Annotated in this window: 19 protein-coding genes; 16 read left to right on the forward strand and 3 right to left on the reverse strand. The window is 67.3% G+C overall.

The window, feature by feature from the left end:
• Window positions 1–83: 83 nt before the first annotated feature.
• The 3 genes from ELY12_RS04940 to ELY12_RS04950 all read left to right on the forward strand — a co-directional run bounded on the left by ELY12_RS04940 (window position 84) and on the right by ELY12_RS04950 (window position 1,256).
• On the forward strand, window positions 84–296 hold the full coding sequence (locus ELY12_RS04940) for a hypothetical protein (RefSeq protein WP_126175590.1): 213 nt from the start codon (window positions 84–86) through the stop codon (window positions 294–296).
• A gap of 127 nt (window positions 297–423) precedes the next feature.
• Window positions 424–864 (forward strand): PaaI family thioesterase, encoded by a 441-nt coding sequence (locus tag ELY12_RS04945; RefSeq protein ID WP_126175820.1) that lies wholly within the window; start codon window positions 424–426, stop codon window positions 862–864.
• On the forward strand, window positions 861–1,256 hold the full coding sequence (locus ELY12_RS04950) for a PaaI family thioesterase (protein ID WP_126175591.1): 396 nt from the start codon (window positions 861–863) through the stop codon (window positions 1,254–1,256). The genes ELY12_RS04945 and ELY12_RS04950 overlap by 4 nt, the downstream gene beginning before the upstream one ends.
• Here ELY12_RS04950 and ELY12_RS04955 read toward each other — a convergent pair.
• Together ELY12_RS04955 and cobS are read right to left on the reverse strand one after the other, a co-directional pair.
• Entirely contained in the window at window positions 1,253–3,388 is a 2,136-nt protein-coding gene (locus ELY12_RS04955) for a transglycosylase domain-containing protein (protein WP_126175592.1), read from the reverse strand. The genes ELY12_RS04950 and ELY12_RS04955 overlap by 4 nt on opposite strands.
• A gap of 39 nt (window positions 3,389–3,427) precedes the next feature.
• On the reverse strand, window positions 3,428–4,417 hold the full coding sequence (gene cobS, locus ELY12_RS04960) for a cobaltochelatase subunit CobS (RefSeq protein WP_126175593.1): 990 nt from the start codon (window positions 4,415–4,417) through the stop codon (window positions 3,428–3,430).
• Between the two features lie 81 nt (window positions 4,418–4,498).
• Here cobS and ELY12_RS04965 point away from each other — a divergent pair, with 81 nt between their 5' ends.
• Window positions 4,499–5,344, forward strand: a complete 846-nt coding sequence (locus ELY12_RS04965; protein ID WP_126175594.1) for an oxygenase MpaB family protein — start codon at window positions 4,499–4,501, stop codon at window positions 5,342–5,344.
• Here ELY12_RS04965 and ELY12_RS04970 read toward each other — a convergent pair.
• Window positions 5,341–6,039: a winged helix-turn-helix transcriptional regulator gene (locus ELY12_RS04970; RefSeq protein ID WP_126175595.1), complete on the reverse strand. Its 699-nt coding sequence runs from the start codon at window positions 6,037–6,039 to the stop codon at window positions 5,341–5,343. The genes ELY12_RS04965 and ELY12_RS04970 overlap by 4 nt on opposite strands.
• A 69-nt stretch (window positions 6,040–6,108) precedes the next feature.
• Between ELY12_RS04970 and ELY12_RS04975 the strand changes: the two genes are divergently transcribed.
• The 12 genes from ELY12_RS04975 to ELY12_RS05030 all read left to right on the forward strand — a co-directional run bounded on the left by ELY12_RS04975 (window position 6,109) and on the right by ELY12_RS05030 (window position 15,476).
• Window positions 6,109–6,546 (forward strand): VOC family protein, encoded by a 438-nt coding sequence (locus ELY12_RS04975; RefSeq protein ID WP_126175596.1) that lies wholly within the window; start codon window positions 6,109–6,111, stop codon window positions 6,544–6,546.
• A gap of 13 nt (window positions 6,547–6,559) precedes the next feature.
• Complete coding sequence (locus ELY12_RS14665) at window positions 6,560–7,297, forward strand: DUF1428 domain-containing protein (RefSeq protein WP_126175597.1); 738 nt, start codon at window positions 6,560–6,562, stop codon at window positions 7,295–7,297.
• Window positions 7,297–8,094: a VOC family protein gene (locus tag ELY12_RS04985; protein ID WP_126175598.1), complete on the forward strand. Its 798-nt coding sequence runs from the start codon at window positions 7,297–7,299 to the stop codon at window positions 8,092–8,094. The genes ELY12_RS14665 and ELY12_RS04985 overlap by 1 nt, the downstream gene beginning before the upstream one ends.
• 5 nt (window positions 8,095–8,099) lie before the next feature.
• On the forward strand, window positions 8,100–8,579 hold the full coding sequence (locus tag ELY12_RS04990; RefSeq protein ID WP_126175599.1) for a VOC family protein: 480 nt from the start codon (window positions 8,100–8,102) through the stop codon (window positions 8,577–8,579).
• 2 nt (window positions 8,580–8,581) lie between these two features.
• Complete coding sequence (locus tag ELY12_RS04995) at window positions 8,582–9,259, forward strand: dihydrofolate reductase family protein (protein WP_126175600.1); 678 nt, start codon at window positions 8,582–8,584, stop codon at window positions 9,257–9,259.
• Window positions 9,259–9,912: a glutathione S-transferase family protein gene (locus tag ELY12_RS05000; protein ID WP_338142048.1), complete on the forward strand. Its 654-nt coding sequence runs from the start codon at window positions 9,259–9,261 to the stop codon at window positions 9,910–9,912. Before ELY12_RS04995 ends, ELY12_RS05000 begins: the two co-directional genes overlap by 1 nt.
• A gap of 56 nt (window positions 9,913–9,968) precedes the next feature.
• Complete coding sequence (locus ELY12_RS05005) at window positions 9,969–10,448, forward strand: GFA family protein (RefSeq protein ID WP_126175602.1); 480 nt, start codon at window positions 9,969–9,971, stop codon at window positions 10,446–10,448.
• 1 nt (window position 10,449) lies between these two features.
• The gene (locus tag ELY12_RS05010) at window positions 10,450–11,076 is read left to right on the forward strand and encodes a glutathione S-transferase family protein (protein ID WP_126175603.1); all 627 of its coding nucleotides are present in this window, start codon (window positions 10,450–10,452) and stop codon (window positions 11,074–11,076) included.
• 58 nt (window positions 11,077–11,134) lie between these two features.
• Window positions 11,135–12,391, forward strand: coding sequence for a threonine ammonia-lyase (locus tag ELY12_RS05015; RefSeq protein WP_126175604.1), 1,257 nt, complete (start codon window positions 11,135–11,137; stop codon window positions 12,389–12,391).
• 40 nt (window positions 12,392–12,431) lie between these two features.
• A complete protein-coding gene (locus tag ELY12_RS05020; protein ID WP_126175605.1) occupies window positions 12,432–13,205 on the forward strand; it encodes an SDR family NAD(P)-dependent oxidoreductase in 774 nt (257 codons plus the stop codon).
• Window positions 13,206–13,209: 4 nt separating this feature from the next.
• Entirely contained in the window at window positions 13,210–14,118 is a 909-nt protein-coding gene (locus tag ELY12_RS05025) for a glycoside hydrolase family protein (RefSeq protein ID WP_126175606.1), read from the forward strand.
• A 515-nt stretch (window positions 14,119–14,633) separates the two neighbouring features.
• Complete coding sequence (locus ELY12_RS05030; RefSeq protein WP_126175607.1) at window positions 14,634–15,476, forward strand: arginyltransferase; 843 nt, start codon at window positions 14,634–14,636, stop codon at window positions 15,474–15,476.
• Window positions 15,477–15,517: the final 41 nt, after the last annotated feature.

The following is a 15,517-nucleotide window of genomic DNA, read 5'->3' on the forward strand; positions in this document are numbered from 1 at the left end:
CGAAAAATCGGGGTTGCCTGACTGAAAGCCTTCGCTTAGGGCACCCGAGACAGGTAAAAATAAGCGCTTCGAGGAGATACCGTATGAAGTTCCGCAATCTTGCCGCTGCCGCCGCAGCCACTACGCTTCTGGCGGCTCCGGTCGTCGCACAGGCCGCGCCGCAGCGCGCTGCTGCCCCGACCGAAGAGGGCAGCGAGATGGCCAGCTCGTGGATCATCGCGATCCTGGCGTTCGCTGCGATCATCGCCGCGATCATCATCGCGACCAAGGACAACAACGATCCCGTCAGCCCGTAAGAGCTGAGACGAAGCGAAATTGAAACGGGGCCTTCGGGCCCCGTTTTTTTTGCGTGCGCGGCAGGCGCAATGTGTGGCGTTACGGTTGCCAAAGCGGTGCCGGGCGGCCACGAAACCTGCGATGGACATGTTTCAGGGGGCCTTTAACGCGGAATTGTTGTCACGCTGGGTGTTGACCCGTGCGCACCCGGGCTGGCTTGGCCTACTCTATCGCGATCACGGCACCGACTGGGTCGAGCTCGAGTTGCCCTGGCGCGCAGACCTGGTTGGTGACGGGCGCCGCCCGGTGCTGGCGTCCGGCCCCATCGTCAGCCTGATGGACATGGCCGCGGGCATGTCGATCTGGGCAGCCAATGGCGAGTTCCGCCCGGTCGCGACACTCGACCTCAGGGTCGACTACATCCGCCCCGCACGCGAACGCGCATCGGTGTTCGGCCGGGTCACCTGCTATTGCCGCACCCGCTCCGCCGCATTCGTCCGCGGGACCGCGCACGACGGCGATCTCGCCGATCCGGTGGCGGAGGTATCGGGCGTGTTCATGACCCTCGATCCGGCGCGCATGCGATGAGCGTGCGCCTGACCGCTTACGCACAGGCGCTCGGCGTGTCCGTCGCCGAGGAGGGCGCGGGCCCGCCGACGTTGCTGCTGGAGTTCCGGCACGACCTCGAAGGCCGGCCTGGCGCGTGGCATGGCGGCGCGATCGCGGGCTTGCTGGAGACGGCGGGCTATGCGGCGTTGACCTCCGAGCTAAGCGCCCAAGGCCGCGATCCCTTGCTCAAGCCGATCAACATCACGGTCCAGTATCTCTCCACCGGACGGACGCAGGCGAGCTATGCCCGCGGGCGGATTGTCCGGCTCGGGCGGCGTAACGCCAATCTGGTGGTCGAGGCGTGGCAGGACGATCCGGCCAAGCCGATCGCCAGCGCGACGATGAACATCCTGATGGCGGAGTCGGCCTAGGGTCCGCTCGGTGGAGCGGATGGCGTCCCGCTCGGACTAGGAACGGGCTGCACCCGCAGACCGTCGCGGCCGAGGCGCACGTCGACGGGCACGCCATCGACATCTGTCGTTACCGTCACGCCTTCGCCGCCGATGCGAACGCGCGAGCGGTCGTCGCCGAGCGGGAATTCCGCGGTGGGGATGGCATCCGGATTGGGCACGTCCATCGGCTCGACCGGCGTGCCTGGATCCTCGCTGGCGCCGGGCGCCGGAGCGGGGCGCGGCGCGGACCGGCCGAGCGCCTGGCTCATGAAGTCCCGCCAGATGCGGGCGGGCACGCTGCCCCCGGTCACGCCATTCAATGGAGTATTGTCGTCGTTGCCGACCCAGACGCCGACCACCAGGTCCCCGGCGTATCCGACGAACAGCGCATCGCGATAGTCCTGGCTGGTGCCGGTCTTGCCGTATGCGGGCACCGATAGGCCGGCCGCACGCCCGGTCCCGCGGCTGATCGTCGCCTTCAGCAATTGCTCGATATCGGAGTGCGTGCGGCCCGACAGGCTTTCGTGCTTGCTCCATTCCCACGCCTTGGAGAGCCAGCCCTGCTCGGGCGTGGCGAAGGCGCGCGGCTGGACCGGGAACTCGTTGGCGGTCACGCCTGCATAGGCACTGGTGAGCTCCAAGAGGGTCATGGTCGAAGTGCCGAGCGCGAGGCTGGGGTCGCCCGGCGCCAGCGGCGAGGTGACCCCGAGATCGCGTGCGGTGGCGATGACCTTGTCGCTCCCGACCGTTTGCAGCAGCCGCACCGCGGCCACGTTGCTGGAGCGCGCGAAAGCCTCCTCGAGCGTGATCGATTCGGAATAATTTCCCGCGGCGTTCTTCGGCCGGTAGCTGCCGGTGGTGATCTCCCGGTTGTCGATCCGGTCGTCGGGCGACATGCCGCTGCGCAGCGCGGCGAGCCAGACGAACAGCTTGAAGGTCGAGCCCGGCTGCCGCCGTGCCTGGGTCGCGCGATTGAACGGCGAGCGCGAATAATCCTTGCCGCCGATCATCGCGACCACTTCGCCATTGGGCCGCATCGCCACCAGCGCCACCTGCGCTTTGCCGGGCACCCGCTGGGTCACCCGCCGGGCAATACCCTGCAGCCGCGAATCGAGCGTGGTCGTGAGCGTCTGTCCGCCATACCCCGCCTCGGCGAGCTGGCGACCTTGCGGCAGCGCCCAGTCGGCGAAGTAGGTGCCCGTCGGTATCGTCTTGTCCGGCCGTACGTCGAGCTTGGGCGGCCGCATCGCGCGCGCTTCGGCGGGCGTGATGAAGTGCATCGCCTCCATCGACCCCACCACCAGCTTCATCCGCTTGACGGCGCGGTCGTAGTGTTTCGTAGGCGCGAAGCGCGAGGGCGCCTGGACCAGGCCCGCAAGCATCGCCGCCTGCTCGGGCTTCAGCCGTTCGGGCTGGCGGTAGAAGTAGTGCAGGCTCGCGGCGCGCAGGCCGTAGACGTTGTCGCCGAAATAGGCATTGGAGAGGTAGCGTTCGAGGATCTCGTCCTTGGTCAGCCATGCTTCGAGCCAGAACGCGATCAGCATCTCGCGGCCCTTGCGGGTCAGTGTCTGCTCGGGCGTCAGGAAGGTGAACTTGGCGAGTTGTTGGGTGATCGTCGAGCCGCCGCCGTATCCGGTCCACGCGGCGCGGGCCATGCCGCGGGGATCGATCCCCCAGTGGGTATAGAAACGCCGGTCCTCGATCGCGATAAACGCCTCGACGACGTGCTTGGGGAGCTTCTTCACCTCCACGGGCTCGTCGATCACCGCGCCGTTGCGCGCGATCGGAGTGCCGTCGCTAGCGAGGAGGGTCAACTCAGGCGCGGCGATCGGCTGGAGCGATTTCGACAGCGGCGCGGTGACCGCGAGCCACGCGATGATGAGCATGAACAGCGCCAGCAGGCCGGCGACGATGCGCACGATCCACCACCGTCGCCGCCGGCCAAGCCAGAGGCGTCGGGCGGGCTTGGGCTCCAGCGCGTCGAGCCGCTGGTCCCAGTCATTGAACTTGTCGTAGGCCGGCTCGTCGTCGCCGTACGCCTCGTGCAGCGCGAAGTAACCGGCGTGGGCCGGCGGCTCGGGCTCGGGCTTGGGACGCGACCAGAACGCCATCGCTAGTGTATTAGCACCTCAACACGGCGCTTCAAGAAGTCAGTTCTTGCCGACGACGCTCTCGGGCAGATCGACGCCGAACACGCGCTGGTAGTACTCGGCCACCAGCACCCGCTCCGCCTCGTCACACTTGTTGAGGAAGGTGAGCCGGAAGGCGAATCCGACGTCGCCGAAGATCGCCGCGTTCTGCGCCCAGGTGATCACCGTGCGCGGGCTCATCACGGTCGAGATGTCGCCGCCGATGAACCCCTGGCGGGTCATGTCGGCGACCTTGACCATGTCGGCGATGGTCTTGGCGTCGGTCTCGGGGCTCTTGGCGTGGACGATCTCCTGCTCGGTCTTCGCCGGCAGGTAGTTTAGCGCGACGACCAGGTTCCAGCGGTCCATCTGCCCCTGATTGATCGCCTGGGTGCCGTGATAGAGCCCGCTGGTATCGCCGAGGCCGACGGTGTTGGCGGTGGCGAACAGGCGGAAGTTGGGATCGGGTCGGATCACCCGGTTCTGGTCGAGCAGGGTCAGCTTGCCCTGCTGTTCGAGCACGCGCTGGATGACGAACATCACGTCGGGGCGGCCGGCGTCGTATTCGTCGAACACCAGCGCCACCGGGTGCTGCAGCGCCCACGGCAACAGGCCCTCGCGGAACTCGGTCACCTGCAACCCGTCGCGCAGCACGATCGCATCGCGGCCGACGAGGTCGATGCGGCTGATGTGCGCGTCGAGGTTGATGCGGATGCACGGCCATTTGAGACGCGCGGCGACCTGCTCGATGTGCGTCGACTTGCCGGTGCCGTGATAGCCCTGGACCATCACGCGGCGGTCGTTGGCGAAGCCAGCGAGGATCGCGAGCGTGGTGTCCGGATCGAACACGTAGCTTTCGTCGATATCCGGCACGCGCGGATCGGCCTTGCTGAACGCGGGAACCTGCCAGTCGACGTCGACCCCGAACACCTCGCGCGCGCTGACGGTGGTGTCGGGCGCGGCAAGTACGGTGCGTTGGCTGCTATCGAGGGCGTCGGTCATGTCGTTCATCGCCTGTGCCGACTATACGCGGGCGCGGGTGGTCGCAAGCGTCCTTGCGAGCAACTTATCTTGTCCCGATAACAGTCCGCGATGCCGCCGCCTTCGCCCGCCGATTTCCTGCGCCGCCGCCTGGTCGGCAAGGTGCGCGGCGTGCTCAACGATGTCGCGGCGGGACAGCAGCCGGTCGCGCTGAGCGACGAGGCGCTTTTCGGACGCGATTCGCCGATCCGCATGGTCCACGCGGGCGTGGTGTCGATGCTGGTCGGCGGCATCCGCTCGCTGCTGCTGCAGATGCTGCACCCGCACGCGCTGCAGGGCGTGCTCGACCATTCGGACTTCCGCGCGGACATGCACGGGCGCCTGCGCCGCACCGCGCGGTTCATTGCGGTGACGACCTTCGCGCACCGCGACGACGCGATGGCCGCGATCGAGCGGGTGAATCGCATCCACACCAAGGTCAGCGGGACGCTGCCGGACGGCACGCCGTATTCCGCGACCGATCCGCGCACGCTGGCGTGGGTGCACGTGGCGGAGGCGACCAGCTTCCTCGAAGCCTATCTTGCCATCGTCCGCCCCGGGATGCCGCTGTCGGAGCAGGACGAATACTTCCGCCAGTTCGCGCTCATTGCGCGCGCGCTCGGCGCCGATCCGGTCCCGGAGAGCAAGGCTGAGGCCGAGGCGCTGATCGTGGAGCTGCGCGGCGATCTCGCCACCAGTGAGGCGGCACGCGAGGTCGCGCGGCTCGTGCTGAGCCAGCGGCCCGATGGCGCACCGGCGGCGGTGCAACGCACGCTCGGCACCACGGCGGTGGACCTGTTGCCGCCTTATGCGCGTACGATGCTCGCGCTAACGCGGCCGCTGGTCAGCGCGCTGCCCGCGCGAATGGCGACGCGGACGATGTCGGAGACGCTGCGCTGGGCCTTCCGCCAGCGCTAGGCGAGCTTGGGCGGCAGGCGGAACAGGCTGGCGAAGCGCATGGCGAGATCGCGGTTGCCTTCGATCGATAGCCCGGCATCGCGCTCCAGCTCGTCCCACGGCACGCCGGCATAGAACCCGCCGGCGACGATCGAGGCGATCGGCGCGCGGAATACCGTGTCGGCATGCCGGACAGACTCGCGGCGGATCGGCAGTTCGCGCATCGTCGGCTCGGCGATGAATTCCTCCTCGCCGATTGCGAAGCCGATCCGGCGGCGGGCGAACTGGGCCAGCCGGTTGTGCTGCACCATCGTCCGCATCGAGAGCATCAGCGAGACGGGCGACAGCGGCAGGGTCGGGTCATGCGCGCTCGACTGCGCGGCCCAGCGGCCGAGCTCCTGGATCAGCGGCTCGGCGGCATAGCCCCACTCGGTCAGCTCATAGACTTGCGCCTTGCCGGGTGGCGGCAGCTGGCGGCGCACCAGCACACCCGCTTCCTCCAGCGAGGTGAGCCGCTCGGTCAGCACCTTGGCGCTGATTCCGGGCAAGCTGGCGCGAATGTCGGAGAACCGTCGCGCGCCTAACATAAGTTCACGTACGATCAGCAGGGACCACCGCTCGCCGACCAGTTCCATGGCGAACGCCGTCCCGCAGGCATCGCCGTACCACCGGCCATGCCCCTGCTTTTCAAGCGTAGTTTCTTTTTGTAACTTCACAGTTGCTTTTTGTAACCGAGTCTCTCACAAAAGGCAAGTTCCGATTCGCAAGCGAAGGAGAGAGCTGCGATGACCCAGATGATTTTTGTGAACCTGCCGGTGGCCGATCTCGACGCGTCGAAGGCATTCTACTCGGCCATCGGCTTCACCAACGAGCCCAAGTTCACCGACGAGGCCGCAGCCGCGATGCAGCTGTCGGACACGATCTGCGTGATGCTGCTCACCCACGACAAGTGGAAGAGCTTTACCACCAAGGCGATCCCCGACGCCCGGCAGAGCGCGCAGGTGATGCTCTGCCTCAGCCGCGACAGCCGCGAACATGTCGACGCCACGCTGGCCGATGTCGCGGCCGCGGGTGGCAACGTCGATTGCGATCCGCCGCAGGACTACGGCTTCATGTACGGCCGCAGCTTCGAGGACCCTGACGGGCACAACTGGGAAGTCATGTGGATGGACCAGGCCGCGGTCGAGCAGGGCCCCGAAGCCTTCGCTGCCGCCACGGCCTGAGAGGAGAGAACCGATGTCGTATTTCGATGGCTTCGTGATTCCGGTGCCGAGCACCGGCAAGGACGAATTCCTCCGCCACGCCAGCACGGTCGATCCGGTGTTCCTCGAGCATGGCGCGCTTCGCGTCGTCGAATGCTGGGGCGCCGACCTCAAGCCCGGCGAGACGACCGACTTCCAGGGCGCGGTCGCCGCGAAGGACGATGAGACGGTCGCCTTCGCGTGGATCGAATGGCCCGACAAGGCGACCCGCGATGCCGGCATGGCCAAGATCACCGCGCTGATGGAGGCTGACCCGCGCATGAGCCGCGAGACCAACCCGGTGCCGTTCGACGGTGCGCGAATGATCTTCGGCGGGTTCGAGCCGATGGTCGTGCACGGCACGCCGAACAAGGGCGACTATGTCCAGGGCTTCGTCATCCCGGTGCCGCAGGGGCGGCGCGAGGACTACCGCAAGATGGCCGACGATGCCTGGACCATGTTTGATGGCTACGGCGCCACCAGCGTGGTCGAGGCGTGGGGCGACGACGTTCCCCAAGGCCAGCAGACCGACTTCTACAGGGCAGTGAAGGCGGAAGAGGGCGAGAACGTTGTCTTCAGCTACATGACCTGGCCCAGCCGCGCGGTGTGCGACGCGGCGGCCGAGAAGATGATGAACGATCCGGACATGAAGATGCCCGACAACATGCCCTTCAATCCGCAGCGCATGATCTACGGCGGCTTCGAGCCGGTCCTCGAACTGGGAGGCAAGTGATGAGCGACGAGCGCGGCGGCTTCGTCTGGTACGAGCTGATCACCGACGATGTCGACAAGGCGCGCGACTTCTACCGCGCGGTGGTCGGCTGGGAAATCGCGGCCGAGGGACAGGCAATGCCCACCGGCACCACCTACCGCATGATCCAGCGCAGCGACGGCGGCAACGCCGGCGGCGTGCTGACGATGAGCGACGACATGAAGGCCCACGGCGCCAAGCCGGTGTGGCTCGGCTATATCCACCATCCCGAGGTCGATGCGGCGGTCGCGCGAATCAAGGCTGCGGGCGGCGCGGTGCATATGCCGCCGATGGACATGCCGGGCGTCGGCCGCATCGCGATGGTCGCCGATCCGCAGGGCGCCCAGTTCTATGTCATGAACCCCACCCCGCCCGAGCCCGGCGCTAAGAGCGACGTGTTCGATTACGCCAAGGCGCAGCACATCCGCTGGAACGAGCTGTGGACCACCGACCAGGCAGCGGCGGTGACGCTCTACACCGAACTGTTCGGCTGGACCCAGAAAGGCGCGATGCCGATGGGGCCGATGGGCGACTACCTGTTCATCCAGCACGACGGCGGCGGCATCGGCGCGATCGCCAAGGCGCAGCCGGGCGGCGAGGGCACTCGCTGGCAGTATTTCGCCGGCGTCGACGACATCGACCGCGCGTGCGCCGCGGCGGTCGAGCACGGCGGCGAGGTGCTGGGCGAGCCGCAGCAGATCCCCGGCGGCGAATACACCGTCTATGCCCACGACCCGAGCGGCGCGACCATCGGCCTCGTCGGCCCGCGCAAGGAGTAGAAGCAATGCCTAACAAGAACACGATTTGCGTCTGGTACGATAAGGGCGCGCGCGAGGCGGCGGAGTTTTACGCCTCGGTCTTCCCCGACAGCCAGGTGACCGCGGTTCACCGCGCGCCGGGCGACTATCCAGACGGGCACGAAGGCGACGAACTGACGGTGGAATTCACCGTCTGCGGCGTGCCGTGCCTCGGCCTCAACGGCGGCCCCCAGTTCCCGCAGACCGAAGCCTTCAGCTTCCAGATCATGACCGAGGATCAGGAAGAGACCGACCGCTACTGGAACGCGATCGTCGGCAATGGCGGGGCGGAAAGCGCGTGCGGTTGGTGCAAGGACAAGTGGGGCGTCAACTGGCAGATCACCCCTCGCACGCTGACCGAGGCGCTCGCCGCCGGCGGCGACGAGGCCAAGCGCGCCTTTGCGGTGATGATGGACATGCAGAAGATCGACGTCGCGGCGATCGACGCGGCGCGGCGGGGAGACTGACGATGGCGCGCAAGATCACCGGTGGCTGCTTCCTGTCATTGGACGGCGTGATGCAGGCCCCCGGCGGCCCGACCGAGGACACGCAGGGCGGCTTCGATGAGGGCGGCTGGATGTTCAAGATCTGGGACCCGGGCATCGAGGAGACGCTCGGCAAGATGTTCTCCGGCGATTACGACCTGCTGCTCGGACGCCGGACCTACGACATCTTCGCGGCCTACTGGCCCTATGCCGAGGAGCCGGAGAACCGCCCGATGCGTGATGCGTTCGATGCGGCGAATAAATATGTCCTCACGCGCGGTGACCAGCCGCTCGAGTGGCAGAACAGCCACCGCCTCAAGGGCATCGAGGATGTCGCGACGATCAAGGCGAGTGAGGGCTCCGACCTCGTCATCCAGGGATCGAGCACGATCTATCCGGCGCTCCTCGCGGCGGGCCTGATCGATGAGCTGGTGCTGATGACCTTCCCGGTCACCCTGGGGAAAGGCAAGCGCCTGTTCGGCGAGGGCACCCCGGTCGAGGGGCTTGAGATGATCGAGCACCGGGTGACCGACAAGGGCACCGTAATCGCCACCTACAAACCCGGCGGCGCGCTGCCGCCCTATCCGCCCGAAGGCCCGATCGGCGCCAAGAGCGAGCGCGAGGCCGAGCGCCAGCGCAAGATGGCGGCGGGGACCTGGTGATGCTGCAGATCTACGGCCACCCGTTCTCGTCCTACACCTGGAAGGCGCTGATTCCGCTCTACGCCAACGGCACGCCGTTCGAGTTCCGCTCGGTCGATCCGGGCGAGGGCGCGGACAACGGCGAGTTCGTCGCCGCGGCGCACCCCGCGGGCAAGTTCCCGGTGCTGGTCGACGGCGACACAACGGTCGTGGAGGCGACCGCGATCGTCGAATACCTCGCGGTCCACCACCCCGGCCCGGCGCCGCTGATCCCGCCCGATCCGGCGCAGGCGGCGACCGCGCGGATGATCGACCGAGTATTCGACAACTACGTGATGAACACCGCGACGCGGGTGGTTCTCGCCTACATCGTCGGTAACGGAACGCCCGATCCCACGGAGGTGGAGGACGCCAAGGCGGGCTTGCGCCGCAGTTATCACTGGCTGGAGGACTGGCTCGGCGCGAACACGCTGCCACCGCACGTCAGCCTAGTGACTTGCGCCGCCGCCCCGGCGCTGTTCTATGCCGACTGGATCGAGCCGATCCCGGACGATCATCCGCGGCTCAAAGCCCTGCGCGCTGAGCTGCTCGCGCTGCCGTCGGTATCGCGCTGCGTTGAGGAGGCGCGGCCGTTCCGCCACTACTTCCCGCCGGGCGCTCCCGACCGCGATTGACGGACGGTGATGTTCCGCTAATGTTCTACTCCGGGTCGCGCCGGGGAGTGAGTCGAATGGCCACGCACGAAGGCGGCTGCGCATGCGGCGAAGTCCGCTACCGGTTGGGGAGCGAGCCGATCGTGGTTCACTGCTGCCACTGCCGCTGGTGCCAGCGGGAAAGCGGCACGGCGTTCGCCCTGAATGCGGTGATCGAGGCGGAGCGGGTCGAGCTGGTCTCAGGCCAGCCCGAGCGAATCGATACCCCGTCGGCCATCGGCAAGGGCCAGCCGGTGTTCCGCTGCCGGACCTGCAAGGTCGCGCTGTGGAGCCACTACGCGGGCGCGGACGACAAGGCGGACTTCATCCGCGTCGGCACGCTCGATGATCCCGATGCATTTCCGCCCGACGTGCACATCTTCACCGAGAGCAAGCAGCCGTGGGTCGTGCTGCCCGAGGGCGCCGAGCAGTTCCCGATCTTCTACTCGGGCAAGGACGTGGTGCGGATTTACGGCGAGGACGGTGCGGCGCGCTGGCGCGCCCTGAAGGAGAGCTGAGATGGCCGAATACACTTTCTACACCAACCCGATGAGCCGCGGGCAGATCGTGCGCTGGGCGCTGCACGAGGCGGGCGCGGACTACGAGCAGGTGCTGGTCGATTGGGCAGCCAAGGGCGATCTTCTCAAGGTCAACCCGATGGGCAAAGTGCCGACCATCGTCCACCACCACGGCGGGCACGACCATGTGGTTACTGAAGCGGCGGCGATCTGCCACTACCTCGCCGAGATGAGCGCGCCCGACCTGCTCCCGCGCGATCACGAGAAGGCGGACTACTTCCGCTGGCTGTTCTTCGCCGCGGGGCCGCTCGAACAGGCGGTGGTCGCGAAGTCGATGGGCTGGGAAGTTAAGCCCGAGCGTGAGGGGATGGCGGGGTTCGGCAACTACGACCGCACGGTCGATGCGCTCGACGGCTGGCTGTCCGCTCACGACTACGTCTGCGGCGGGCGGTTCACGATGGCGGACGTCTATGTCGGCAGCGCGGTCGACTGGGGTCTTCAGTTCGGCTCGATCCCGACGCGCGCCAACTTCGAGGCCTACGCCAATCGCTTCCGCAACCGCGAAGCATACCAGGCAGGCAAAGCGATCGACGGGCAGCTCATTGCCGAGATGCAAGCCAAGGCCTGACCGCTCCCAAGATTTTCGCCGGTTTCCCTAGCGTCGCATCTGGCCTAGGGCGCCCGCGATGACTCAGACCGCCACCGCCCGCCCTCAGGCCGCAGACGCCGCTCTGCCGCTCACGATCGACGATGTCCGCGCCGCCGCCCAGCGGATCGCGGGCGCGGTGGTGCGCACCCCGACGATGCATTCGCAGACGCTGTCGAACATCGTCGGCACCGAGATCTGGCTCAAGTTCGAGAACCTGCAGTTCACCGCCGCCTACAAGGAGCGCGGCGCGCTCAACGCGCTGCTCCAGCTCACCCAGGAACAGCGCGACCGCGGCGTGATCGCGGCCTCGGCCGGCAATCACTCGCAGGGGCTCAGCTACCACGGCACCCGCCTCGGCGTGCCGGTGACGATCGTCATGCCGCGCACCACGCCGAGCGTGAAGATCATGCAGACCGAGAGCGTCGGCGGCAACGTCGTGCTCGAGGGCGAGACCTTCGACGACGCCTACGCCCACGCGCGCCAGCTCGAAAAGGAGCGCAACCTCACCTTCGTCCACCCGTTCGACGATCCGCACGTCGCCGCGGGCGCGGGGACGGTGGCGCTCGAGATGCTTGAGGATGCCCCGGAGATCGATTGCCTGGTGGTGCCGATCGGCGGCGGCGGGCTCATCAGCGGCGTGTCCACCGTCGCCAAGGCGCAGGATCGGCCGATCGAGGTGATCGGGGTCGAAGCGGCGCTCTACCCGTCGATGTATTCGCGGATCAACGGCACCCCGATGCCATGCGGCGGCGATACGCTGGCCGAAGGCATCGCGGTCAAGGAGCCGGGCGAGTTCACCAGCCGCGTGATCGCCGAAAGGGTCGACGACATTCTGCTGGTCGAGGAAGCCGAGCTGGAACGCGCGGTCAGCCTGCTGCTGCAGATCGAGAAGACTGTCGTCGAAGGCGCCGGTTCTGCCGGTCTCGCGGCGATGCTGGCACACCCGAACCGGTTCAAGGGCAAGAAGGTCGGCCTCGTGCTGTGCGGCGGCAATATTGACCCGCGCCTGCTCGCCAACGTGCTGCTGCGCGATCTCGCCCGCTCGGGTCGCTTGGCAAGACTGCGTATCACCCTGCAGGACCGCCCCGGCGCGCTCTACAAGGTGATGAAGGAGTTCAACGCGCACAACGTCAACATCATCGAGATCTACCACCAGCGCATCTTCACCTCGCTGCCGGCGAAGGGCCTGATCACCGACATCGAGTGCGAGGCGCGCGACAAGGACCAGATCGATGCGCTGGTCGCCGCACTGAAGGACGGCGGCTACACCGTCCAGCTGGTCGAACTCGGCTGATCCGCGGGCACCGCGTGCCCGGCGGCGCGTTGGTGCGGTGATGGATCTGGCAGGACAGACCGCGGTCGTCACCGGCGGCGAGTCGGGCATCGGGCGCGCATGCGCGATCGCGCTGGCGCAGCGCGGTGCGCGGGTTGCGCTGACGTACTTCGCGGACGCAGATGCGGGTTACGGAACTGTCGCCGCGATCAAACAGGCAGGCGGATCGGCGCTGGCCGTCCGCTGCGACGTCGCCGACGAAGGGCAGGTTCAAGCGTTGTTCGCCGCCGCCGAGCAGGCGTTCGGCCCGGTGCGCCTGCTGGTCAATTCGGCGGGCGTCAACATGAGCGGCATTCCTCTCGCGCAGATGGACCTCGCGCTGTTCGAGCACACGATTGCGGCTGATCTCGTCGGCCCGTTCCTCACCTGCCGCCGCTTCGTCCGCGCGCTGGAGAGTGCCGGGCAGGGCGGCCGGATCGTCAACATCTCCTCGATACACGAACGCGCGCCGAGGCCGGGTGGGGTCGACTACGATGCGGCCAAGGGCGGGCTGGCGCAGCTCACCGCGACGCTCGCGCTCGAGCTCGCGCCCAAGGGCATCGCGGTGAATGGCGTGGCGCCGGGCATGATCCTCACCCCGATGAACCAGTCGGCGATCGACCATCCGGACGAGCTCAAGTGCAAGGAAGCGGCGATCCCCTGGGGCCGCGCGGGCACGCCGGAGGAGGTGGCGGAGCTCGTCGCCTTCCTCCTGTCACCGCAGGCCGACTACATCACCGGCACCACCGTCACGATCGACGGCGCGCTCTCGCTGACCGTGGCGCAGGGAGCCTGAGCCGATGCAGTCCTACGTCGTGGAAGCGCTCGACGATGTCACCCTCGACATCTCCGAGCCCGACGGCCTCCTCGCCGGCTATGACCTCATGAGCCCCTACGTCTGGACCGACGACAAGGGCTGTCACCTGCTGGTCCGCGTGCTGCCCAATCCCCTCAAGCCCGGCGACCCGACCGGCGTGATCTACCAAGGCACCTCGAAGGATCACCTGCGCTTCGTGATGGACCAGAAGCCCGCGATCGAACCGGGACCGGAAGACGATGACGCCGCCGGGGTCGAGGACCCGACCGTCGTCATCGCCGAGAACCACCACCTGCTGGTGTACTACACCGGGGTGCACGGCGACCCGATGCAGGGCTGCCTGATGGTCGCGCGCGGCGAAGACCTGCGTTCGCTGAAGAAGGAGCGCGTCGCGCTGAAGGCGCCGCCGGGCGAGGGCAACATCAAGGAAGCCACGGTTGCGCAAGGGTCTGACGGGCGTTGGCGGCTGTTCTACGAATACGCCAAGGACCACGCCTCGCGCATCGGGCTGGCGGTCGGGCCGACGCCCGACGGCCCGTGGGAGATCGCCGACGATCCCTTCATCATCCGCGAGGATTCGTGGGACAACTGGCACCTCTCGACCGGGCCGATCGTCGCCCTGCCGGGGCGCGATCCCGTGATGTTCTACAATGGCGCGACCGTCGATGCGCGCTGGAGGATCGGGTGGATCACCTTCGACGCCAACTTCGAGAAGGTGACCGCGCGCGGTCTGGAGCCGTTGATCGTGCCCCCGCCGCCCGAGCACCGCAACGCGACCGACATCGCCTTCGCCGCGTCCTGCCTGGTGGAGGATGAAGCGGTCCAGCTCTATTTCAGCGCCGAGGATCGCCTGCTGCGGCGGGCCACGGTGCGACTGCTGGCGAGCGCGTGACGTCAATGCAAACCGGTCCATCACCCCGGACTAGATCCGGGGTGATGCTGCCTTTGCGACGGCGAGGAAAAGCACCAGCCCCGGATCAAGTCCGGGGCGACGAGGGAGGGGAGGTAAAGCATCCGCTCTGCATCAGGCGTGGGCGACACAGCTCCGCTGTCAGCGACGACTCCGCACCCCGCGAAACTTCTTCACAACTGCTGACGAGCACAAGACATCAGCTCACAGAGGTCCGTCACCCCGGACTAAATCCGGGGTGGTGCTGCCTTTGCGACGTCGAGGAAAAGCACCAGCCCTGGATCAAGTCCGGGGCGACGACCAAGGGAAGGTGGATCTGATCGGCCCCTGGCGGCATGCGCCAAGCGCCCGCGAAACTTTCTCGCAACTGTGCAAACTAAGTTTCCGTTAACCGAGATAGATGGTTAAGGGTCTTTTACCGCCGGGCGCGGACCGCCATAAAGGTGCTGCGCTTCGGACGCGATTGTTTCACCCGCGAGAGGACCCTGGCAGCTCCCGTGACGGCCCCCGTTCGCTTTCCCCGGTTCTTCGTGACGAGCCCCGCGCCGTGCCCGTACCTGCCGGGCAAGAGCGAGCGGAAAGTGTTCACCGAGCTCAAGGGCCCGCACGCCGATCAGCTGATCGAGGCGCTCGGGCGGATCGGGTTCCGCCGCAGCCAGACCGTCGCCTACCGGCCCAGCTGCGTCGATTGCCAGGCGTGCGTCTCGGTCCGGGTGCCGGTGCGCGACTTCACGCCGTCGACCACCCAGAAGCGCAATCTCAAGCGCAATTCGGACCTGATCGCGACCGAGTGCCGCCCGTGGGCGACCGGCGAGCAGTTCGATCTGCTGCGCAAGTATCTCGGCACCCGCCACCCCGGCGGCGGCATGGCCGCGATGGACGAAATTGATTACGCCGATATGGTGGAACATACGCCCGTAACCAGCTACGTCGTTGAATATAGGGAGCCCTCCGACGGATTGATGCCGGGACGCCTTGTCGGCGCCTGCCTCACCGACCGGCAGGGCGACGGGTTGTCGATGATCTATTCGTTCTACGACCCGGAACATGAGGCACGGTCCGGGCTTGGCAACTATATCATCCTCGACCACATCCGGCGCGCCCGGGAAGATGGCCTGGGACACGTCTACCTCGGCTACTGGGTCGATGGGTCCGACCGGATGCAATACAAGATCCGCTACCGCCCGATCGAGTTGCTCGGCCGCGACGGCTGGCGTCGGCTCTCGTCCGAAAAGCACGACGCGCTCATCGCTGCCGCTGCCAGCGCTCCCCGCCGGGCGCGCGACGGCGCCAGTCCCGCCAAGGACGCCTCGCTCCCGCAATTCGATTTTTCCGAGTAGGCTCGCGCTGATCGCGGCCGGGTGCGCGGCGCTGATCGCCG

It is taken from the genome of Tsuneonella rigui (assembly GCF_003958625.1).
GTDB classification, from domain to species: Bacteria; Pseudomonadota; Alphaproteobacteria; order Sphingomonadales; family Sphingomonadaceae; genus Tsuneonella; species Tsuneonella rigui.